We start from the raw sequence: 21,107 nt of genomic DNA on the forward strand, positions 1-21,107 counted from the left end.
CTGAGGGCGGGCACGGGCGTGCGGCGTGGACGAGCTACCGGCCGTCGGCCGGCGGACCGTCCGTCAGCGTCGCAGCCTCGTCATCAGCCTGCTCAGGAGCCTCCTCGGCTCCGGCTCCTTTGGCGGGTGCCGGCTCCGGAGCCGGTTCGTCCTCCGGTGCGTCCGCAGCGGCGGCGCGCAGGTCCGAGACCGGCTCCCGCCGCTCGACCGGCTCGGGTGCCGGCTCCGGCAGCACGATCGCCTCCACCGCCGCCTCCACCGCGGCGCCCGACTCGGCGGCAGTGCCCTCGGTGACCGGCTCCGGCGGGTCCACGGTCTCCGCCGAGGCCACGGTGTCGGCAGCCCGTGCCGGCTCCTCGCCGCCGTGGTGCTCGTCGTGGTCGTGGGCATGGGCTGCTGCGGCGGCGATCGTGGCCAGCGTCGCCTTGACGGCCTCGCGTGCCTCGGACTTGTCGTCCGGCAGCTTGGCCATGTCGGCGCCCGACGGCTGCGACTCCTCCTTCTTGGCACCGCCACGCTTGCGGCGTGACCGCTTGGAGCTGTCGTCGCCGGCACCCGACGACACGGCACCGCCCCGCTCGACCGGTTCGCTGTGGACGATGAAGCCACGGCCCTTGCAGTGCTCGCAGGTCGAGGAGAAGGCCTCGACGAGCCCCTGCCCCACGCGCTTGCGCGTCATCTGGACGAGACCGAGCGAGGTGACCTCGGCCACCTGGTGCTTGGTGCGGTCCCGGCCGAGGCACTCGACCAGCCGGCGCAGCACGAGGTCACGGTTCGACTCAAGGACCATGTCGACGAAGTCGATCACGATGATGCCGCCGATGTCCCGCAGGCGGAGCTGACGGACGATCTCCTCCGCCGCCTCCAGGTTGTTGCGGGTCACGGTCTCCTCGAGCGTGCCGCCCGAGCCGGTGAACTTGCCGGTGTTGACGTCGACGACGGTCATCGCCTCGGTCCGGTCGATGACGAGCGACCCGCCGGACGGCAACCACACCTTGCGGTCCATGCCCTTGGCGAGCTGCTCGTCGACACGGTGCTTGGCGAAGACGTCGCCCGGCTCGTTCCACCGCGAGACCCGCTCCCGGAGGTCGGGTGCGAGCTCGGCCACGTAGGACGAGATCTCGGACCACGCGTGGTCGCCCTGCACGACGAGCGAGGTGAAGTCGTCGTTGAAGATGTCACGGACCACGCGGATCGCCATGTCCGGCTCACCCTGCAGCAGACTGGGCGCGCTGGTCGACGACCTGGCCGCCTTGTCGCTGATCGCCTTCCACTGCGCCTCGAGCCGTCCGACGTCGGCGCGCAGCTCGTCCTCCGAGGCTCCCTCGGCGGCGGTCCGCACGATGACGCCGGCGCCCTCCGGGACGACGTCGCGCAGGATCTTCTTGAGGCGGCTGCGCTCGGTGTCGGGCAGCTTGCGGCTGATGCCGGTCATGCCACCACCGGGCACGAACACCAGGTAGCGACCGGCGAGCGTGATCTGCGAGGTCAGCCGGGCGCCCTTGTGCCCGATCGGGTCCTTGGTCACCTGCACGAGCACGGAGTCGCCCGACTTGAGGGCCTCCTCGATGCGGCGCGGCTGGCCGTCGATGCCGGCGGCGTCCCAGTTGACCTCGCCCGCGTAGAGCACGGCGTTGCGGCCCTTGCCCACGTCGACGAACGCCGCCTCCATGGACGGCAGGACGTTCTGGACGCGGCCGAGGTAGACGTTGCCCACCATCGAGGCCTGCTCCTGCTGGGAGACGTAGTGCTCCACGAGGACGCCGTCCTCGAGCACGGCGATCTGGGTGCGTCCGTCCTCCTCACGCACGAACATCGAGCGCTGCACGGACTCGCGCCGTGCCAGGAACTCCGCCTCGGTGATGATCTGGCGGCGGCGCCCCGCGTCGCGCCCGTCCCGGCGACGCTGACGCTTCGCCTCGAGCCGGGTGGACCCCTTCAGTGCGGTGACTTCGTCCTCGGCCCGCTCCCTGCGGCCGGTGTCCCGGTCGCTGCCGCGGCCGCCGCGACGGCGGCGTCGACGACGACGGCTCGAGCTCGACGAGTCGGAGTCCTCCGGCCCGCTCTCCCGCTGGGCACCGGTCTCGGCGGGCGCGTCGTCCTGCTCGGCGGCCTTCGACGGCTGCGAGGTGCCCTCGTCCGCCGAGGCCGTCGACTCGTCCGCGCTGTCCTCGCCCTGCTCGTCGTCCTGCTCGTCGTCGTCACGCGGGTCGACCTTGCGGCCACCCCGGCGACCCCGTCCACCACGACGACGGCGGCGCCGCGGGCGGATCTCGGACTCCTCGCCGTCCTCACGGAAGTCCTCGGGGCGCAGCTCGGGGAGCGTGACACCCTCCGACTCCAGCTCGGTCTCGATGATCTCGAGCTCGGAGACGGCGGCCTCCTCGGCCTCGCTCAGCGTGAGCGCCGCCGGTTCCTCCGACGCGGCCTCCTCCGGCTCGGCGGAGGACGTCCCGGGCGCCTCGGCGGCTGAGGACTCGACGGCCTCCTCGAGCGCCTTCGTGGACCGGGTGCCCTGGCCCGTCGATCTCGTCGCCCTCCGGGTCTTCGCGGCCGGCTGGCCGGTCGTCGGCTCCTCGGCCGGCTCGGTGGTCGCGGCGGTCTCGCCGGTCTGCTCGGGCCCCGAGCCGGTGCGCTCGGCGACGTCGTCGTGCGACCGCGGCGGGCCTGCCGGCGCCTGGGCCCGGCGGGACTTGCGGGCCCCGGAAATCTCCGGGGCCTGGAAAAGCAGCGCGGTGGTCGCGAGGCGCGGTGTGCCCGCCCCGCCGGCGGTGCGCGCGGTCGACGCCTCGGACTCGGCCTCAGGCTTCTCGGCCTCAGGCTTCTCGGCCTCGGGTTCTGCCGCCGGCGCCGTGGCCTCCGCGGACGCACCAGCCGCGCGGCCGGCCCGGCGCCGCTTGGGCGCCGCCGTCTCAGGTGCGGGCTCTGCTGCGGGCTCCGCTGCGGCGGCCGGTTCGGCCTTCTTCGTCGCGCGCGACCGGGACCGCCTCGGCGGCTGCTCGGCCTGGTCCGCGCTCTTGGTGCGCGAGGACTTCTTCGGCGCGGACGACGGTGCGGTCTCCGGGCCACCGGGGAGGACGATGTCGTCCAACGACAGCGACGAGGCGGACGCGGCCGGCTCCTGAGCAGGTTCGGGCAGCGTGATCGGCTCCGGGCTCGCGGTGGTGTCGGCGCTGTCGGTCATGGGTGCTTCGACGGCCGACGACGCGGCGTCTACGGCCGCGTTCGTGGCGGGTCCGGCGGTGCGACGGGTCGCCCGGCGCGGGCGGCGCCCGGAGCCGGAGGCCGGAGCCTCGCCGACGACGGGCTGCTCGGGCGCGGAGGTCGCCGGCGGCTGCGTCGGCTCGTCAGCGGGTCCTGCCGTCTCCGGTGCCGGCGTGGCGGGCACGACGATCGGTGCGGGGCCGGTGGTCTGCGGGGCCGAGGTCGGCCGGGTGACCCGGCGGCGGGTCGCGCGGCGGGGCGGGGTGCTCCCGGCCTCGTTCGTCGCCTGGTCGCCGGTCGGGATGTCGGACGTCACGAAATACGCTCCTGCTCCCGGTCGCCGGCCCACACCTACCGGCCGCCGGGTGGTCGCCGTCGGGGTGGCAGCGCTGCTCAGCGCGCCGCCCGGACGGAAGTCTCGGTCTCGGCTGCGTCACCCCCGTCTTCGCGGCCGCCGGCCGCCGGGCCCCTTCACGCCCCGCCGCGGCACCGCGTGCGGGACGCGGGAGCTGCAAGCTTGTCGACCGGCCGAGGGATGTGGCCCCGGCGGTCTGCCGTCCAGTATCGCACTCCTGGATCAAGGTGCAGACCGAGGCGACCAGGTCGGCGTGGCGCCGCTCACAGTCGTCCGCTCCGGCTTGACTTGTGAAGATCTTCACGAGAACGTTCGTGAAGATCTTCACAAGACGTGCCTCGCACCCAAGGAGTCCGTTCGTGGACGCTCTCGCCCTGGCTCGGTGGCAGTTCGCCATCACCACCGTCTACCACTTCATCTTCGTCCCGCTGACGATCGGGCTCGCGCCGATCGTCGCCGGGATGCAGACGGCGTGGGTCGTCACGCAGAGGGAACGCTGGCTGCGGCTGACCAAGTTCTTCGGCAAGCTCCTCCTGATCAACTTCGCCCTCGGTGTCGTCACCGGCATCTGGCAGGAGTTCCAGTTCGGCATGGCCTGGAGCGAGTACTCCCGGTTCGTCGGTGACGTGTTCGGCGCACCGCTGGCCATGGAGGCGCTGGCCGCGTTCTTCGTCGAGTCGATCTTCCTGGGCGTGTGGATCTTCGGCTGGGACCGCGTGTCGAAGAAGATCCACCTCGCCTCGATCTGGCTCTTCGCGCTCGCCACCAACCTGTCGGCGTTCTTCATCCTCGCCGCCAACTCGTGGATGCAGCACCCCGTGGGCGCCGTCTTCAACCCCGAGACCGGCCGCGCCGAGATGGAGTCGATCTGGGCGGTGCTGACCAACAACACCCTCCTGGCCGCGTTCCCCCACACCATCACAGCCGCATTCCTCACCGCCGGCACGTTCGTCACCGGCATCGCGACCTGGTGGATGGTGCGCCTCGTCCGCAGTCGCAGGCCCGAGCACATCGAGACCGCTCGGACCGTCTACCGCCCCGCCGTGCGCGTCGGCATCTGGGTGATGATCGTCTCCGGCGCAGGGCTCATCTGGTCGGGCGACGTGCAGGGCAAGCTCATGTACGAGCAGCAGCCCGGCAAGATGTCCTCCGCCGAGGCGCTGTGCGAGGGCACCGAGTCGGCGGAGTTCTCCATCCTCGCCGTCGGGCCGCTGCACGCCGGATGCGAGGACGTCGACCACCTCATCTCCATCCCCGGCGTCACGAGCTTCCTGGGCACCGGCCAGTTCTCCGGACCCGAGTCCTACCTGCCCGGCGTCTACGACGTCCAGGAGCAGTACACCGAGCGGTACGGCGACACCACGGCGTCCGGCGACCCCGTCACGTACACGCCACCCCTGGCCATCACCTACTGGTCGTTCCGGCTCATGATCGGCCTCGCCGCGTTCTCCGTGGCGCTCGCCCTGGGAGCCCTGTGGTTCACGCGCAAGGGACGCGTGAGCGACAACGTCTGGCTGTCACGCCTCGGTCTCCTCGCCATCCCCATGCCGTTCGCCGCCTGCTCCTTCGGCTGGATCTTCACGGAGGTCGGGCGCCAGCCGTGGGTGGTGGTACCGAACCCGACCGGCATCGACCAGATCCGGCTGCTCACCGAACGCGGCGTGTCCACCGCGGTCCCTGCCGGCGTCATCCTGACCTCGATGATCGTCCTGACCGTCGTCTACGCGGTGCTCGCCGTCGTCTGGTACCGCCTCATGCACCGGTACACGATCGAGGGCGCACCGGAGACGGTGCGCGACGAGTCGCCCGAGGCGCAGGAACCCGACGACTCCGACCGCCCCCTGTCCTTCGCGTACTGACCGCCCGGACCTGAAGAGACTGGAGACCTGACGTGGACCTCGCGATCCTCTGGTTCGTCATCATCGCCGTGCTGTGGACCGGCTACCTCGTGCTCGAGGGCTTCGACTTCGGTGTCGGCATGCTGCTCTCGATCCTGCCCCGCGGCGACCGCGAGCACCGGGAGAAGGAACGGCGCGTGCTCGTCAACACGATCGGCCCCGTCTGGGACGGCAACGAGGTGTGGCTGCTCACCGCGGGCGGCGCGACGTTCGCCGCGTTCCCCGAGTGGTACGCGACGATGTTCTCCGGCTTCTACCTTCCGTTGCTCATCATCCTGGTCGGGCTGGTGGCCCGCGGCGTCGCGTTCGAGTACCGGGGCAAGATCGCCGACGCCGTCTGGGCGCGGCGCTGCGACCTGGCGATCCAGGCCGGTTCGTGGATCCCCGCCGTGATGTGGGGCGTGGCGTTCGGCAACCTCGTGCGGGGGCTGCTGCTCGACGCCGACCACCAGTACGTCGGCGGCTTCTGGGCCCTGCTCAACCCCTTCGCGCTGCTGGGCGGTCTGACGACGGCGACGCTGTTCCTGCTGCACGGCGCGGTCTTCGTCGCGCTGAAGACCGACGGGGACATCCGCCGTCGTGCGGCCCGGCTCGCGTCGGGCCTGTCGATGGTCGCGCTGGTCGTGGCCGGCGGCTGGGCCGTCTGGGCGCAGGTGGCCTACTCCGTCCCGTGGACCTGGGCGGCAGTGGTCGTGGCGGCCGGTTGCCTCGTCGGGGTGGTCGTCGCCACGCGCGCCCGCAGCGAGGGCATCGCCTTCACCCTGTCGGCGGTCACCATCGTGGCGGCCGTGGTGCTCATCTTCGGCTCCATGTACCCGGACGTGATCCCGGCCGTGGACGGTGGCGTGGCGCTCAGCGTGGCCGACGCCTCCTCCACCGACTACACCTTGACGGTGATGAGCTGGGTGGCCGTGTTCCTCACCCCGCTGGTGATCGCCTACCAGGCCTGGACGTACTGGGTCTTCCGCCGTCGCCTGAGCACGCGGGACATCCCGGCCCCTGCCGGGCTGTCGTGGCAGAAGATCAAGGACGCGGCGTTCTGAGGTGCGGCCGCTCGACCCACGGCTGCTGCGCCAGGCCCGCGCCGCCCGCTCCTACGTCCTGCTGACCACGGCGCTGGGTGCCGCCTCGGCTGCGCTCGTGGTGGTGCAGGCCTTCGCGATCGCACACGCGCTCGCGCCCGTCGTGGTCGCCACGAGCCCCGGTCTCGACGGCCCGGTCGACCGGGCCGAGCTCGTCCGCTGGTCCGCCGTGCTGGCGGGTGCCGCCGTCGGCCGCGCCCTGGTGGCCTGGGCCCAGGAACGGTTCGGGCGCCGCGCCGCCACGCAGGTCGTGGCGGACCTGCGCCGGCAGGTGGTGGCGCACGCGGTCGAGCTCGGGCCGCGTCCCCCCGCGGGCGCCCGGCCCGCCGACGTCGCCACGCTCGCCACCCGGGGGCTCGGCGACCTCGAGCCGTACCTGGTCCGGTTCCTGCCGCAGCTGCTCCTGACGGCTCTCGTCACCCCGGCGACGGTCCTGGTGGTGCTGGGCCTCGACTGGATCTCGGCGCTGGTCGCCGCGGTGACGCTGCCGCTGGTGCCGTTCTTCATGTGGTTGATCGGCACGATGACGGCGGGTACGTCCGAGCGACGGCTCGCCACCGTGGAGCGCCTGGGATCGCAGGTGCTGGACCTCGTCGCCGGACTGCCGACGTTGCGGGCCTTCGGTCGGGAGGTCGGCCCGGCCGCTCGCGTGCGGGCGCTCGGCGAGTCGTCCCGGCGGGCCACCATGAAGACGCTGCGGGTCGCGTTCCTGTCCGGGGCGGTGCTCGAGCTGCTGACCACGCTGTGCGTCGCGATCATCGCGGTGGGTGTCGGGCTGCGTCTGGTGCACGGGGGCGTCGAGCTCGTGCCCGCCCTGGCGGTGCTCGTCCTCGCTCCGGAGATCTTCCTGCCGCTGCGCCGCGTCGGCGCGGAGTTCCACGCCTCGAGCGACGGTCTGGCGGCCACGGCGCGCGCCTTCGGTGTGCTGGACTCCCCCGTCGCGCCGGCCGGGGACCGGCAGCCTCCCCGCCCCGTCGGGGGCGAGCTCGTGCTCGACGACGTCACCGTGCGCGCGCCGGGGCGGCACGTCGACGCGCCCGCGCACCTGTCGGCCCGCATCACGCTCGGCACCGGCGAGCCTGGCGGCGGCCGGGTGGTCGCGCTGCGCGGGCTCAGCGGCGCCGGCAAGTCGACGCTCGTGCTGCTACTGCTCGGCCTGCTGCGCCCCGACTCCGGCCGCGTCCTCCTCGCTCCAGGTCCGGCGCAGGACGCGGCGCAGGACCTGGCCGACGTCGACGCCACGGCGTGGTGGGAGCAGGTCGCCTGGGTCCCGCAGCGCCCGGCGATCGGGCCGGGCACCGTGCACGACGTCGTCACGGACGGCCGCGACGTCCCCCCGGCCACGCTGGACGCCGTTGCTCGCACGACCGGGCTCGACGCCGTCCTCGCTGACCTGCCGGACGGTTGGCATACCCGCGTGGGCCTCGGCGGCGTCGGGCTCAGCGTCGGGCAGCGCCAGCGGATCGCCCTGGCCCGGACGCTCGTCGGTGCCACCGACCGTCCCGTGGTGGTGCTCGACGAGCCGACGGCCCACCTGGACGCCCGCGGCGAGCAGGTGGTGCTGGACACCGTGCGGACGTGGCGGGAGGCCGGGCGGACCGTCGTCGTCGTCGCGCACCGGGCGTCCCTGCTCGCGCTGGCCGACCAGGTCGTCGACGTCGAGGCGCGAGAGGTGGTGGGGTCGTGACCGACCCGCTGCGGCAGCTCCTGCCATTGCTCGAGATCCGCTGGGGCCGGGTGGCCCGTGCCGTCACGCTCGGCACGCTGACCCTGGTGTGCGCGATCGGGCTGGCGGCCGCGGCCGCGTGGCTCGTCGCGCGTGCCTCGCAGATGCCACCCGTGCTGGTGCTGTCCGTGGCGGCCGTCGGCGTGCGCGCGTTCGGCACGGGCCGGGCGTTCTTCCGCTACCTCGAGCGGCTCGCGTCCCACGACGTCGCGCTGCGGGGCATGGCCGCGCTGCGTGCCAACCTGTACGACCGGATCGCCCGCGGCGGCGCCGACGTCGTGGCGCTGCGGCGTGGCGACCTGCTCGCGCGGGTCGGCAACGACGTCGACGACGTGGGGGACGTCGTCGTCCGAGCGCTCATCCCTGGTGCCGTCGCTGTCGTCACGGGGATCGGCTCCGTCGTGCTGGTGGGGGTCTTCCTGCCCCCTGCCGGGCTCGTGCTGCTGGCCGGCCTGCTCCTGACCGGTGTGGTCTCCCCGTGGCTGGCGTCCCGCGCGTCGGCGTCCGTCGAGGTGCGGGGCGCGGCGGCGCGCGGCGAGGTATCGGCGCGCACGCTCGAGCTGTTGGAGGACGGCCAGCAGCTCCGGGTCGCCGGGCGGCTCGCCGACCGCCGGGCCGGCCTGGCCGCGGCTGAGGACCGCCTCGCCGCCGCGACCGACGACGGCGCGCGCGTCGCGGGCGTCTCCGCCGGCCTCGAGGCGGGTGCCCAGACCCTCGCCGTGCTCGGCTGCCTGCTGCTCGGCGTCCCGGCGGCGCTCGCCGGGGACCTCGCCGCGACCGAGCTCGCCGTGGTCGTCCTGACCCCGCTGGCCGTGTTCGAGGTGACCGCGGCCCTGCCTGCCGCCGCGGTCCAGCTGCGCCGGTCCCGTGCGGCGGCGCGGCGCCTGCTCGAGCTGCTCTCGTCGTCCGACGCCCCGGCACGGCCCGGACCCGACGGACCGCAGACCCGGGCCGGTGCGTCCGGCCGGCTGGTCCTGGACGGCGTCGCCGCCGGGTGGGGCGGCCCGGCGGGTACGTCGGTCGTCGAGGGCGTCGACCTCGCCGTCGGGCCGGGCTCGGTCGTCGCGCTGGCCGGGGCGTCGGGCGTCGGCAAGTCCACGCTGCTGCTCACGGCCGCCGGGCTCCTCGCGCCCGCGGAGGGCGAGGTGCACGGGCAGGGCCTCTTCGTCGCCGAGGACGGCCACGTCTTCGGCACCACCGTGCTGGAGAACCTTCGCGTGGCCCGGGCGGACGTCGACGAGCGCGAGGCGCACGACGCCCTGGCCGCCGTCGGGCTCGACGACTGGCTCGACGGGCTGCCCGACGGCCTCGGCACGCTGCTGGACACCGGCGGCAGCGACGTCTCGGGCGGTGAACGACGACGCCTCCTCGTCGCGCGGGCGCTGCTCGCTCCGCAGCGTGTGCTGCTGGTCGACGAGCCGGCGGAGCACCTCGACGCCCGTACGGCCGACGCGCTCGTCGAGACCCTCGCGAAGATCGCCCGCACCAGCGGCCGGGCCGTGGTGGTCGCCTCCCACCGCCTCGCCCCGCTCGGAGCGGCCGACGAGGTGCTCCTGCTCGGGCACGACGACGCGGATCCGGCCGGCGTGCCGGCTCGCGTCGTCGCGCGGGGCACCCATGCCGAGCTGCTCCGTGACGTCCCGGCCTACCGCTGGGCCGCGACCCAGGAGCTGACGTCGGGCGGAGCCGGCCCTGGCTCCGCCTGAGCGGACCCTGGGCGTCCCGCACCCCTCCCAGGGTGCGGTTGGGGGTCATCCCTGATGCCCCGGCCTCCCGGGCGTCCGTAGCGTTCCAGCCATGATCAGGATCGACTCGCTCACCAAGCGCTACGGGACCTTCGCCGCCGTCGACGACGTCTCGTTCACCGCGTTCCCCGGTCGTGTCACCGGCTTCCTCGGTCCCAACGGTGCCGGGAAGTCCACCACCCTGAGAGCCCTCACCGGTCTCGCGACCCCGACGGCGGGTCGCGCGACGGTGCTGGGCCACCGCTACCAGGACCTGCCGAACCCCGGCCTCGACGTCGGCGTCCTGCTCGACGCCTCCGCCCTGCACGGCGGACGCACCGGCCGCGAGACGCTGGTCCTGTCCCAACGCACCATGGGGCTCCCCCCGATCCGGGTCGACGAGATGCTCGACCTGGTCGGGCTGACCTGGGCCGAGGGGAAGCGCCGCGTCCGCGACTACTCGCTCGGCATGCGCCAGCGTCTCGGGATCGCGACCGCCCTGATGGGTGACCCGAAGGTCCTCGTCCTCGACGAGCCCGCCAACGGGCTCGACCCGGCCGGCATCCGCTGGATGCGCGACCTCCTGCGCGGCTTCGCCGACGACGGCGGGACGGTCCTGCTGTCCAGCCATCTGCTCTCCGAGATCGAGATGATCGCGGACGACATCATCATGATCGGCCGCGGCCGCATCGTCGCCTCCGGGGCGACCCACGAGCTGCTCGCCGGGGTCGGCACGCTGGTGCGGTCCGACGACGGCACGCTGCTCGTCGACGCCCTCACCTCCGCAGGCTTCCAGGCCACACGACGACCTGACGGCGCGGTGGCCACCGATGCCGACCTGGAGACCGCCGGCCAGGTCGCGTTCCGCGCCGGGCTGCCCGTCACCGAGCTGCGCTCCGCGGACGGCCACGGCCTGGAGGACATGTTCCTCGAGCTCACCGCATCCGACCAGCGCGAGGAAGCTCCCTCGCGACGCACCTTCTTGCCGAACGGAGTCGCAGCATGAGCGCCCCAGTCCTGGACCCGACCGTCGTCGGGCCACGCGCCACCACCGCACGACCGCGCATCCCCATGACCCGGCTGGTCGACGTCGAGTTCCGCAAGCTGGTCGACACCCGGTCGAGCCGGTGGCTGCTCGCCGCCGTGCCCCTGCTCACCCTCGTGGTCGTCACCGGCGTCACCCTCTGGGGCAGCGACGAGGAGGTGACCTTCGGCATGCACACCACGACCAACATGATGCCGATGGAGCTCCTTCTTCCGCTGGTCGCCGTCCTGTCCGTGGCCGGCGAGTGGAGTCAGCGGAGCGCGCTGACGACGTTCGCGCTGGTTCCTCGCCGTGGCCGCGTCCTGTCTGCCAAGGCCGCCGCCCTGCTGGTCGCGACGCTCGCGGCGACGGCGACCGTCCTCGCTCTCAGCGCGATCGGCACGGTGGTCGCGGCGCAGGTCCGCGGCATCGGGACCGTCTGGGACCTCCCGCTCGAGCTGGCGCTGCGCCTCGCTCTCGCGAACGTCGTCGCCGTGGCGTTCGGGTTCCTCGTCGGTGTCGCGATCCGCAGCACGGCGCCGGCGATGGTCGCCTACCTCGCCTTCATGTTCGTGGTGCCGATCCTGTCCAGCATGGTCGCCGGCATGTGGAGCTGGTGGGCCGAGAACGGCCCCTGGATCGACCTGAGCTGGTCGACGGCCTTCGTCACGGCACCCGAGATCACCGGCGAGCAGTGGGCCCAGGTGGGTACCTCGACGCTGATCTGGATCGTGGTGCCGCTGGCGCTCGCGACGCGACGGGTGCTCCGGACCGAGATCCGCTGAGCGCTCAGCGGGCCAGCAGCGACATCGCCGCGGCCCTGCCCGGGATCCCGCTGACGCCACCGCCACGGCGTGCCCCGGCACCGGCCAGCACCACCCGCGGATGGACGGTCTCGACGCCCCACGTCCCGGGAGCGTCGAGGCCGTCCGTCCCGTCGTCGCCGTCCGTCTCCGACCACGGCCACGACAGGTCCCGGTGGAAGATGTGCCCGCCCGGCAGCCCGACGCTGCGCTCCAGGTCGACGGGCGTGCGCGCCTCGAGGCACGGCTGCCCGTCCGGCGACCGCCACAGCACGTCCTCGACCGGCTCGGCCAGCACCGAGTCGAGCGAGCGCAGCGTGGCCGCGAGCGCCCTTTCCCGCGCGCCCTCCGGATCGTCGCGGAACAGCCGCGCGGGCATGTGCAGGCCGAACAGTGTCAGGGTGTGCGCCCCGGCCGCCCGCAGGTCCGGCCCGAGGATCGAGTCGTCCGTCAGCGAGTGGCAGTAGATCTCGCAGGGCGGCACCTCGGGGACCTGCCCCGCCGCGGCCTGGCGGTGAGCCGCCTGGAGCTGGCCGTACGTCTCGTTGACGTGGAACGTCCCCGAGAACGCCGCCACGGGGTCGATGCCCTCACGCAGCCGGGGCAGCCGGCGCAGCAGTATGTTGACCTTCAGCTGGGCACCTTCGGGCGCCGCAGCGGTGGCGCGTCCCGACGGCGCCGCGCCGGTAGCGGCGAGCAGCGCGTCCAGCGTGGCGGGGGCCGCCCCGCTCACGACCGTCCCGGCGCCCACGGCGTGCGTGCCGCCGTCGGCGTCGGTCCACGTCACCTCGGCGTCGGAGCGCGACGACCCGGGGCCGACGCCGGTGACGTCCGCACCGGTGACGACGGTGGCGCCCGCTGCCAGGGCGGCATCGCGCAGGGCGCCCGAGACCGCGCCCATGCCGCCCACCGGCACGTCCCAGTCGCCCGTCCCACCGCCGATGACGTGGTACAGGAAGCAGCGGTTCTGGATCAGCGAGGTGTCGTCGAGGTCGGCGAACGTGCCGATGAGCCCGTCGGTGGCCACCACGCCACGCACCACGTCCGAGCCGAACGTGGCGCGCAACGTCTCGCCCAACGGCTGCTCGACGACGGCACGCCAGGTCTCGTCGTCGGCCACCAGGGCGCGGGCCTCGGCGCGGGAGACCAACGGCGCCGTCACCGTGGGGAAGAGCCGCTCGGCCAGACGTCCGAGCCGGGCGGAGAAGTCCTGCCAGGCGGCGTGGTCCGGGCCGGCGCCCAGCGCCTCGAACGAGGCGCGCGTCGCGGCGTCGGACCCGTTGTCGATCAGGAGGCCGCCCCCGCCCAACGGGGTGTACGAGGAGAACCTCCGGCGACGCAGAGTGAGGCGCAGGCCGAGCTCGTCGACGACCTGGCGCGGCAGCAGGGAGACGAGGTAGGAGTAGCGCGACAGGCGCGCGTCGACGCCGTCGAACACGCGCGCGGACACCGACGCCCCACCCACCTCCGCGAGACGTTCCAGCAGCAGCACGGAGCGCCCGGCGCGGGCGAGGTAGGCGGCAGCGGTCAGGCCGTTGTGGCCGGCGCCGACGATCACGGCGTCGTAGCGGGCGGCGAGGTCCGGTGCGCTCATGCGCGTCATCCTGGCACGGCGTCTCGGGTAACGTCCGAACGGTGAAGATCCTCGTGCCGAGCAACGTGCCCTTCGACCTGACCATCGACGTCGAGGGGGTCGAGGTCGCCCCCTACGTGATGCGTGAGGAGGTGCCGGACGAGCACCTAGACGCCGAGGCGATGGTCACGTGGGCGAGCCCGCAGCGCGTCATGGACGACGCCGCGCGCCGGCTGTCCCGGCTTCGCTGGGTGCAGACCCTCAACGCCGGACCGGACCAGGCGCTGGCTACCGGGTTCGCGCCGGACGTGGTCATCGCCTCAGGCCGGGGGCTGCACGACACGACGGTCGCGGAGCACACCCTGGCGATGCTGCTCGCCTCCGTGCGCCGGCTCGACCGCACGCTGGCGGCACAGCGGCGGCACGAGTGGGACCGGGACCTGGGCCGTGAACAGGCCCACGCGGAGTCCGAGTTCACGCTGCGCGGTGCCCACGTGGTGATCTGGGGCTTCGGCTCGATCGCGGCCGTCCTGGCACCGCAGCTCGCGGCGCTGGGCGCCCGCGTGACGGGTGTGGCGTCGTCGGACGGTGAGCGCTACGGCCACCCGGTCGTGGCGGCGTCGCGCCTGGCAGAGGTGTTGCCGACGGCGGACGCCCTGGTCTCGCTGCTGCCCGCGACGCCGCAGACGCACCACGCGCTCGACGCCTCCGTGCTGGCGATGCTGCCCCCGCACGCGCGCTTCGTGAACGCCGGCCGCGGCGCCACGGTGGACGAGGCGGCCCTGGTCGCCGCGCTCCGCTCGGGCGCGCTGGCCGGCGCCGCGCTGGACGTCACCGAGACCGAGCCGCTCCCCGCGGACTCCGAGCTGTGGGACGCTCCGGGGCTCGTCCTCACCCCGCACGTCGCCGGCGGGCGCCCGCAGGGCGCCGCGCGGTTCGTCGCCGAGCAGGCACGGCGATGGCTGGCCGGCGGCGCCGCGGAGCTGCGCAACGTCGTCGACCGCTGACTCAGCGGGCGGCCCGGCCCCGCTGCCGCACGTGGCGGCGCTCCTGGAGGTAGGTCGCACCGATGGTGACGAGGAAGAAGAAGCCGACGCTCTTGAGGCGCTCCTCGGGCGGCGTCGTCGCGAGGACGACCACGAGCAGGGCCAGCACGACACCGAGGTAGAGGGCGAACCAGAGGTGACGGCGCGTGTCATCGTCGTCGCGCGCCACCCAGTAGCGCGTGGTGAGGAACGACGCCGCCACCGGCCCGACCAGGGCCACGGCGGAGTTGAGGCTGTCGGCGTCCAGCACGGGTGCTCCTTGTCGGTCGATCGGTGGGTTGGTGGCCCGGCGACCGAGCCTAAGGCGTGTGCCGTCGCGGAGCCGTGGACGATGTCCGGAATTCTCGTGGACCACCGCCGCCTGGTGGCCCACGATGTGCTGATGGTCTTGCCGACACCCGAGCTGCACACCTCTCGTCTGCACCTGCGGCCCTTCGCCGGGGCCGACGCCGATCACCTGTTCGCGATGCACACGGATGCCGAGGTGATGCGCTACTGGGACTCCCCGCGCTGGACGGACCGCGTTCGCGCCGATCGGTTCGTCGAGGTCTGCGAGAGGCTCGCGCAGGAGGGTTCCGGCGCCCGGGTCGCGATCGACCGCGTCTCGGACGGGGCCTTCGTGGGGTGGTGCGCCGTGTCGGCCTGGAACCCCGACTTTCGCAGCGCGTCGCTGGGCTACTGCCTGGACCGGTCCGCGTGGGGTCACGGCTACATGACCGAGGCGGCGCACGCCCTGCTGCGCTGGGCGTTCGACACGCTGGACCTCAACCGCGTCCAGGCCGAGACGGACACCCGCAACCTCGCCTCCGCGCGGGTCCTGGAGAAGCTGGGGTTCGTGCACGAAGGGACGCTGCGGGAGGACTGCGTCGTGGACGGTGACGTGTCCGACAGCCGGGTGTACGGGCTGCTCCGGCGTGAGTGGCGGCCGTCGGACGCGCCTCGGCCGGTTCCTGCGGCCGACCGCGACCCCTCGCGCTAACCGCCGAGGGCCAGTGACGCACCCGCCCCCGCTGCGAGCAGGCCGACGACGGGCGTCCAGCACCGGTCGTCGGCGCGGGCGAAGCCAGTGCCGCGCACGCGCTTGAGGACGCCGACGTACCGCCCGTCCCCGACGACGCGCGCGACGAGGACAACGAGCGCGGCGATACCGCACCAAGCCCACCAGGCACCGGGAGCGCCGAGTCCGAGCGCGAGCACGACCGCGACGTAGCCGAGCAGCGCCGCGGCGACCGCGAGCGTCGCCCATCGGCCGGGCAGACCGACCGGCTCACGGGTGCCCGCCCGCTGCGGCAGGACGTCTCGCGGACCGCCTGAGGCCCCGGCGGCCCACGCCACGTGGAACCCGGCCGCCACCGCCGCCACCAGCGCCGCGCTCCCGATGATCACCCACCACGCCCACGGGGGCACAGCTCCGGCCGCGGCGAGCGACAGCAGGCCGGCAGCGGTGAACAGCGGCCAGGCCAGGTACCAGCGGACGAGCACGAGGAACAGCACCGCCGAGGCCAGGCACATCACCCCGATCGTCACCGGGACGGAGGCGCCGAGCAGGACGCCGGCGGCGGCCCACCAGGCGATCGAGGTGAGGTGCCAGGCACCGCGCAGCAGTCCATCGGCGTCCCGGCGCGGCACCCGGATCCGCCAGCCGGGCGCGGCGAGGAGCGGTCGCAGGACGACGACCTCGCCGAGCACGGAGTGCAGGATCCCGACGAGGACGAGGAGCAGAGCGGCACCGACCAGCATGATTCCTCCATACGGTTACGTATGGTCACGCTAACCGTACGGTAGCGTATGGTCAACGCATGGCTTCCCGCTCCGCCTCCGACTGGGTCCGCGGTGCGGCGCGCCGCCTCGCCGCCGACGGCGTCGACGCCGTGCGCGTCGAGCCCCTCGCCACCGAGCTCGGCGTGTCCAAGGGCAGCTTCTACTGGCACTTCACGAACCGGGACGCCCTGCTCGACGCCGTTCTCGTGCACTGGCAGCACGCCGGGGTCGCCGACGTGATCGCCGAGCTCGAAGACACCGCGCGGTATCCCGAGGCACGCCTGCGCGAGCTGCTGCGCCACTCCTTCGACCACACCGATCGGGGCTTCGACGTCGGGGTCCGGGCCTGGGCGGCGCGCGACGCCCGCGCACGCGCCGCTGCGAGCGCGGTCGACGCCGCCCGCACCGACTACCTGACCCGCCTGCTGTCCGAGGCCGGCGCGGCCGACCCCCACCGCCGCGCCGCCGTCCTCTACCGGACTCTGCTCGGGGACTACGCGATGCGGCACGCGGGCGGTGAGGCCCTCGGCCGGGGCGCGATCGCCGCGCTGGTGAGCTGGAGCCTCGAACCGCCGACGGACGGCGCGGCCACCCGCGAACCGGCTACCAGCGACCCTGCCGCGGGCGCGGCTGGCAACGGGGGCACGTGAACGACGAGCGGTTCATGAACTCGTCGCGACGCACCGGCGTCGCGCACCGGGGGCACGGCTCGCCGGCCTGCCCGTAGACCGCCAGGGAGCGGGAGAAGTAGCCCGACTCACCGTTGACGTCGACGTAGAGCGCGTCGAAGCTCGTGCCACCCTGGCCGAGCGCCTCGGTCATCACCTCGGCCGCCGCGTCGAGCACGCGGTGCACCACCGGCCGCGTCATCGTGTCGGTGGCGCGGGCGAAGTGCACGCGAGCACGCCACAGCGCCTCGTCCGCATAGATGTTGCCCACGCCGGAGACCACCGTCTGGTCGAGCAGCGCACGCTTGATCCCGGTCCGACGACGGCGCACCGCCGCCACCACGAGTTCGCGGTCGAGCGCGGGGTCCAGCAGGTCGCGGGCGATGTGCGCCACCGGCTCGGGCACCGCGGGCAGCGGCGAGCCGTACCCGCCGGGCGCGCCGTCCGCCGTCGGTGCCAGGTCGGTGACCGAGAGATGACCGAAGGTGCGCTGGTCGACGAAGTCCACGTAGCGCGCACCCGAGGGCGCTCCCTCGACGTGCAACCGGACGCGCAGGTGGGGGTGCGTCCACTCCCCCGCGACCGCCGGGTCGCGGACGAGGAGCTGGCCGGACATGCCGAGGTGCGCGAGCAGCGCCGCCGACGGCTCGTGACCCGGCTCGTCGAGCGGGAGCCACAGGTACTTGCCGCGGCGCGCCGCGCCGACGACGCGCCGGCCGCGGAGCTGGTCGGCGAAGCCGCCCGGGCCGCCGTCGTGCCGGCGCACGGAGTAGTCACGGAAGACCTCGGCGTCCTGCACCACGGCGCCGACGACGAGCCGGTCGAGACCGTCGCGCACGGTCTCGACCTCGGGGAGCTCAGGCACCGACGGGGATCGCCGTGATCGCGCGGTAGGCCTGCTCGGCGGCGGCCTGCTCCGCGTGCTTCTTCGCGGTGCCCCGGCCGATGCCGATCACCGGGCCAGCCGTCACCTGCGCCTCGAACCGGCGCGCGTGCTCGGGGCCGTCCCCGACGACCGAGTAGACCGGCGCACCGAAGCCCCGCTCCGCGGCGGCCTCCTGCAGGGACGTCTTCCAGTCGAGGCCGGCGCCGAGGTCCGCGGCGTGGTCGAGGGTCTCGTCGACGAGCCGGTGCACCAGCTCGCGGGACACCTCGAGACCGTGCGAGAGATAGGTGGCACCGAGGAGCGCCTCGACGGTGTCCGACAGGATCGAGTCCTTGTCGTACCCGCGGGTGCGCATCTCGCCCTTGCCGAGCAGCACGTAGCGCCCGAGCTCGAGGCGGCGGGCGATCGCCGCGAGGGACCGCTGGGACACGGTCGCGGCGCGCATCTTCGCCAGCTCACCCTCGGGCTTGCCGGGGTGCCGTCGGTACAGCGCCTCCGTCACCACGAGGCCGAGCACGGTGTCGCCGAGGAACTCGAGCCGCTCGTTCGTGGGGATCCCGCCGGCCTCGTGCGCGAAGGAACGGTGCGTCAGGGCAAGCACGAGAAGCTCGGGATCCAGATGGACCCCGAGCTTCTCGAGGAGATCACGCGGCGCCGGCCTCCCGGAAGAAGCTGCGGGGCCGGTTGCAGGCATCTCAGCCGGCGTGCTCGGTACGCAGCGCCTCCGCGTACTGACGACCCTTGTACGCGCCGCAGGTCGGGCACGCAGTGTGGGACAGCTTCTGTCCCTTGCAGCTCGGGCACGTGGTGAGGGTCGCCGCGGTGGTCTTCCACTGCGATCGACGCGCACGGGTGTTGCTGCGCGACATCTTGCGCTTCGGAACAGCCACGGTCAGCTCTCTTTCGTCTCGTCGGACACGCTCGACTGCTCGAGCATGGTCTGCAGCGCCGCCCAGCGAGGGTCGACGACGTCATGGTGGTGCTCGGGGTCGTCCGCCAGCCGCGCTCCGCACTGGGAGCACAGCCCGGGACAGTCCGGCCGGCACAGCGGTTGAAATGGTAGTGCAGTCACGAGCGAATCCCGAACCACGGGCTCGATGTCCGCCAGGTCGTCGGTCAGCTCCGGCTCGTCCTCGGCCTCGTCGTCGCCCGACTCGTCGGCCGCCTGGGCCCGCTCCGGGTAGACGAAGAGCTCCTGGACGCGCACCGTCACCTCGTCACGGACCTCGTCGAGGCACCGCACGCACTCCCCCACGGCCGTCCCCCGGACGACGCCGGAGACCAGCACGCCCTCCATCACCGACTCGAGGCGCAGCCCCAGCGTGAGGTCGGCCCCCTCGGGCACTCCGATGACCGCCGTGCCCAGGTCGGCAGGCGCGGCGACGACACGCGCGACCTCCCGCATGGTGCCGGGACGTCGCGACAGCTCGTGCGTGTCGAGCACGAGTGGCGATCGCTTGTCGGTCGTGATGAGCAGCTCCTGAGGATGGGCGCGCCGAGAGCGGCACACGCAGGTGGTGGGGATTCTGTGGTCCGAGCGGACCAGCGCTCCATTCTACGCGATCCCCCGACCTCGGCCAACGGTGCGACGGCGTGACGTGCGCAACGCCGACCGCTCAGGCGCTGCGTTCCTGTGCACGGTCGCCGTTCTGGGGCCACTCCGGGTCCTGGACGGCATCCCAGCGCACCCGCGGCGCACCGGTGTTCAACCGGTCGGCGAGCTTGGCGCGGCCGGCCTGGACCTGGGCACTCAGCTTGCCGAGGTCGGCCTCGAAGTCGGCGAGCCGCCCGTCGCAGTACTCGTCGGCGTCCGTGCGCAGCGCGGCGGCCTGCCGCTCGGCGTCGGCGACGATCTCCGCGGCACGCGACTCGGCCTGCACGACGACCTGCTCGGCCTGCACCAGCTCGATCGCCCGTGCCCGGGCCGTCGCGAGGACCTCCTCGGCCTGGCGATGCGCGTTCTCGAGCGTCCGCTCGGCATCGGCGAGGACGTCGTCGGCCCGTGCGACCTGCGTCGGCAACGCGTCACGCAGCTCCTCGACCAGAGCCAGAGCCTGCTCACGGTCGACCTTGACGTTCGTCGACAGCGGCGACGTACGCGCGTTCTCGATGAGAGCGGCCAGGTCGTCGATGATCTCGAGCAGTCCGGCGGTCGGGTTCTGTGTCTCGGTCATGTGGTGCTCCTCACGCTCGGTGCGCGACGGCGGCGCGCACCGCCTCGGCCGCGGCGGGCGGCACGAGGTCGTCGATCGGCCCGCCGTAGCGGGCGATGTCCTTGACCAGCGACGACGCCACGTGGGCGTAGCGCTGCTCGGCCGGCAGGAAGACGGTCTCCACGCCGCTCAGGTGTCGGTTCATCAGGGCCATCGGATGCTCTCCGTCGAAGTCCGCGCCACCCCGCAGGCCCTTCACCACGGCACTGGCCCCGACCTGTCGGCAGAACTCGACCAGCAGACCGGGCACGGGTTCCACCCGCACCGCAGCGAGGTCCGGGTCCTCCGCGAGCGCGCCGCGCACCACCTCGATCCGTTCGTCAGGTGTCAGAAGGGCGGACTTGGAGGCGTTGCGGGCCACACCGACCACGACGACCTCGAACAGGCGCGCCGCGCGGCGCACGATGTCGAGGTGTCCGAACGTGATCGGGTCGAAGGACCCGGGACAGACTGCGATGCTCACGCCCCGACGCTAACGCGGTGGGCGCCGGATCCGGCCGAGGCTCCCCGGAGTGGCCCGCAGCCGACCGCGACCGGCCTCAGGACCGCTCGGCCGGTTCCGCGTAGTGCACCGCCGTGTCCCCGTAGGTCTTCGTGGCGATGGCCGCCAGCCCGTCCGGCCAGTCCGGTTCGCCGCTGCGCCGCGCGCGCTCGACCACGACGACCGCCTCCGGTGCGAGCACGCCCGGCACGGCCAGGTCGGCGAGGATCCCCGCCAGCACCGTGCCGGACAGGTCGTACGGCGGGTCGACGAGCACCAGGTCGAGGGGTCCGCCCGGACCGTCCGCGACGCCGTCGGCCGCCAGCCGTGCCGTGCAACGCTCCGCGGGCTCGGCCAGGACGCGTACGGTGCCGCCCAGCCCGAGGGTCTCGACGTTGCGCCGGGCGACCTCGGCGGCCCTGCGCGCCGACTCCACCAGCAGCACCTGCGCCGCACCACGGCTGGCGGCCTCGATCCCCAGCGCCCCGGACCCGGCGAAGAGGTCCAGGACCCGACCGCCGTCGATCACCCCGTAGTGCTCCAGACGGGAGAACATCGCCTCGCGGACACGTTCGCTGGTGGGCCGGGTGCCCGACGGCGGCACCGCGAGGGTGCGCCCGCCGACGGTACCGGCGACGATCCTGGTCATGCCGCCGAGCGTAG

Annotated in this window: 20 protein-coding genes; 9 read left to right on the forward strand and 11 right to left on the reverse strand. The window is 73.6% G+C overall.

Annotation, left to right across the window (positions count from 1 at the left end; all coding sequences use genetic code 11):
* Positions 1 to 34: 34 nt before the first annotated feature.
* Positions 35 to 3,520, reverse strand: coding sequence for an Rne/Rng family ribonuclease (locus tag ACWAT2_RS03205; RefSeq protein ID WP_402371032.1), 3,486 nt, complete (start codon positions 3,518 to 3,520; stop codon positions 35 to 37).
* A 398-nt stretch (positions 3,521 to 3,918) separates the two neighbouring features.
* Here ACWAT2_RS03205 and ACWAT2_RS03210 point away from each other — a divergent pair, with 398 nt between their 5' ends.
* The 6 genes from ACWAT2_RS03210 (at position 3,919) to ACWAT2_RS03235 (ending at position 11,798) form a co-directional block, all read left to right on the forward strand.
* Positions 3,919 to 5,418 carry a cytochrome ubiquinol oxidase subunit I gene (locus tag ACWAT2_RS03210; RefSeq protein ID WP_402371030.1) on the forward strand — a complete coding sequence of 500 codons (1,500 nt, stop codon included), beginning with the start codon at positions 3,919 to 3,921 and terminating at the stop codon, positions 5,416 to 5,418.
* A 32-nt stretch (positions 5,419 to 5,450) separates the two neighbouring features.
* Positions 5,451 to 6,500: a cytochrome d ubiquinol oxidase subunit II gene (gene cydB, locus ACWAT2_RS03215; RefSeq protein WP_402371027.1), complete on the forward strand. Its 1,050-nt coding sequence runs from the start codon at positions 5,451 to 5,453 to the stop codon at positions 6,498 to 6,500.
* Between the two features lies 1 nt (position 6,501).
* A complete protein-coding gene (cydD, locus tag ACWAT2_RS03220; RefSeq protein WP_402371025.1) occupies positions 6,502 to 8,226 on the forward strand; it encodes a thiol reductant ABC exporter subunit CydD in 1,725 nt (574 codons plus the stop codon).
* Positions 8,223 to 9,971 (forward strand): thiol reductant ABC exporter subunit CydC, encoded by a 1,749-nt coding sequence (gene cydC / locus ACWAT2_RS03225; RefSeq protein WP_402371022.1) that lies wholly within the window; start codon positions 8,223 to 8,225, stop codon positions 9,969 to 9,971. The genes cydD and cydC overlap by 4 nt, the downstream gene beginning before the upstream one ends.
* A 91-nt stretch (positions 9,972 to 10,062) precedes the next feature.
* The gene (locus ACWAT2_RS03230) at positions 10,063 to 10,995 is read left to right on the forward strand and encodes an ABC transporter ATP-binding protein (protein ID WP_402371019.1); all 933 of its coding nucleotides are present in this window, start codon (positions 10,063 to 10,065) and stop codon (positions 10,993 to 10,995) included.
* The gene (locus ACWAT2_RS03235) at positions 10,992 to 11,798 is read left to right on the forward strand and encodes a hypothetical protein (RefSeq protein WP_402371017.1); all 807 of its coding nucleotides are present in this window, start codon (positions 10,992 to 10,994) and stop codon (positions 11,796 to 11,798) included. The genes ACWAT2_RS03230 and ACWAT2_RS03235 overlap by 4 nt, the downstream gene beginning before the upstream one ends.
* A 4-nt stretch (positions 11,799 to 11,802) precedes the next feature.
* Here ACWAT2_RS03235 and ACWAT2_RS03240 read toward each other — a convergent pair whose 3' ends face one another.
* Positions 11,803 to 13,419 (reverse strand): phytoene desaturase family protein, encoded by a 1,617-nt coding sequence (locus tag ACWAT2_RS03240; RefSeq protein ID WP_402371015.1) that lies wholly within the window; start codon positions 13,417 to 13,419, stop codon positions 11,803 to 11,805.
* Between the two features lie 32 nt (positions 13,420 to 13,451).
* Here ACWAT2_RS03240 and ACWAT2_RS03245 point away from each other — a divergent pair, with 32 nt between their 5' ends.
* Positions 13,452 to 14,396: an NAD(P)-dependent oxidoreductase gene (locus ACWAT2_RS03245; RefSeq protein WP_402371012.1), complete on the forward strand. Its 945-nt coding sequence runs from the start codon at positions 13,452 to 13,454 to the stop codon at positions 14,394 to 14,396.
* A 1-nt stretch (position 14,397) separates the two neighbouring features.
* Here ACWAT2_RS03245 and ACWAT2_RS03250 read toward each other — a convergent pair whose 3' ends face one another.
* Positions 14,398 to 14,685, reverse strand: coding sequence for a hypothetical protein (locus ACWAT2_RS03250; protein WP_402371009.1), 288 nt, complete (start codon positions 14,683 to 14,685; stop codon positions 14,398 to 14,400).
* Between the two features lie 132 nt (positions 14,686 to 14,817).
* Between ACWAT2_RS03250 and ACWAT2_RS03255 the strand changes: the two genes are divergently transcribed.
* Positions 14,818 to 15,414 carry a GNAT family N-acetyltransferase gene (locus tag ACWAT2_RS03255; RefSeq protein WP_402371007.1) on the forward strand — a complete coding sequence of 199 codons (597 nt, stop codon included), beginning with the start codon at positions 14,818 to 14,820 and terminating at the stop codon, positions 15,412 to 15,414.
* On the opposite strand, the gene ACWAT2_RS03260 is transcribed toward ACWAT2_RS03255, so the two are convergent.
* Positions 15,411 to 16,175, reverse strand: coding sequence for a DUF3995 domain-containing protein (locus ACWAT2_RS03260; protein ID WP_402371005.1), 765 nt, complete (start codon positions 16,173 to 16,175; stop codon positions 15,411 to 15,413). The two genes, ACWAT2_RS03255 and ACWAT2_RS03260, sit on opposite strands and share 4 nt — an antisense overlap.
* A 59-nt stretch (positions 16,176 to 16,234) precedes the next feature.
* Between ACWAT2_RS03260 and ACWAT2_RS03265 the strand changes: the two genes are divergently transcribed.
* Positions 16,235 to 16,846, forward strand: a complete 612-nt coding sequence (locus ACWAT2_RS03265; RefSeq protein ID WP_402371002.1) for a TetR/AcrR family transcriptional regulator — start codon at positions 16,235 to 16,237, stop codon at positions 16,844 to 16,846.
* On the opposite strand, the gene mutM is transcribed toward ACWAT2_RS03265, so the two are convergent.
* The 7 genes from mutM to rsmD form a co-directional block, all read right to left on the reverse strand.
* The gene (gene mutM / locus ACWAT2_RS03270; protein WP_402370999.1) at positions 16,800 to 17,729 is read right to left on the reverse strand and encodes a bifunctional DNA-formamidopyrimidine glycosylase/DNA-(apurinic or apyrimidinic site) lyase; all 930 of its coding nucleotides are present in this window, start codon (positions 17,727 to 17,729) and stop codon (positions 16,800 to 16,802) included. The two genes, ACWAT2_RS03265 and mutM, sit on opposite strands and share 47 nt — an antisense overlap.
* A complete protein-coding gene (rnc, locus tag ACWAT2_RS03275) occupies positions 17,722 to 18,444 on the reverse strand; it encodes a ribonuclease III (protein ID WP_402370997.1) in 723 nt (240 codons plus the stop codon). Before rnc ends, mutM begins: the two co-directional genes overlap by 8 nt.
* A 1-nt stretch (position 18,445) precedes the next feature.
* Positions 18,446 to 18,640 (reverse strand): 50S ribosomal protein L32, encoded by a 195-nt coding sequence (gene rpmF / locus ACWAT2_RS03280; RefSeq protein WP_106268541.1) that lies wholly within the window; start codon positions 18,638 to 18,640, stop codon positions 18,446 to 18,448.
* A 2-nt stretch (positions 18,641 to 18,642) separates the two neighbouring features.
* Positions 18,643 to 19,194 carry a YceD family protein gene (locus ACWAT2_RS03285; protein WP_402370995.1) on the reverse strand — a complete coding sequence of 184 codons (552 nt, stop codon included), beginning with the start codon at positions 19,192 to 19,194 and terminating at the stop codon, positions 18,643 to 18,645.
* A gap of 172 nt (positions 19,195 to 19,366) precedes the next feature.
* Positions 19,367 to 19,924 carry an SPFH domain-containing protein gene (locus tag ACWAT2_RS03290; protein ID WP_402370993.1) on the reverse strand — a complete coding sequence of 186 codons (558 nt, stop codon included), beginning with the start codon at positions 19,922 to 19,924 and terminating at the stop codon, positions 19,367 to 19,369.
* A 10-nt stretch (positions 19,925 to 19,934) separates the two neighbouring features.
* Positions 19,935 to 20,426 (reverse strand): pantetheine-phosphate adenylyltransferase, encoded by a 492-nt coding sequence (gene coaD, locus ACWAT2_RS03295; RefSeq protein WP_402370990.1) that lies wholly within the window; start codon positions 20,424 to 20,426, stop codon positions 19,935 to 19,937.
* Between the two features lie 76 nt (positions 20,427 to 20,502).
* Complete coding sequence (rsmD, locus tag ACWAT2_RS03300; protein WP_402370987.1) at positions 20,503 to 21,093, reverse strand: 16S rRNA (guanine(966)-N(2))-methyltransferase RsmD; 591 nt, start codon at positions 21,091 to 21,093, stop codon at positions 20,503 to 20,505.
* Positions 21,094 to 21,107: the final 14 nt, after the last annotated feature.

Source organism: Isoptericola sp. GX10416, assembly GCF_056590155.1.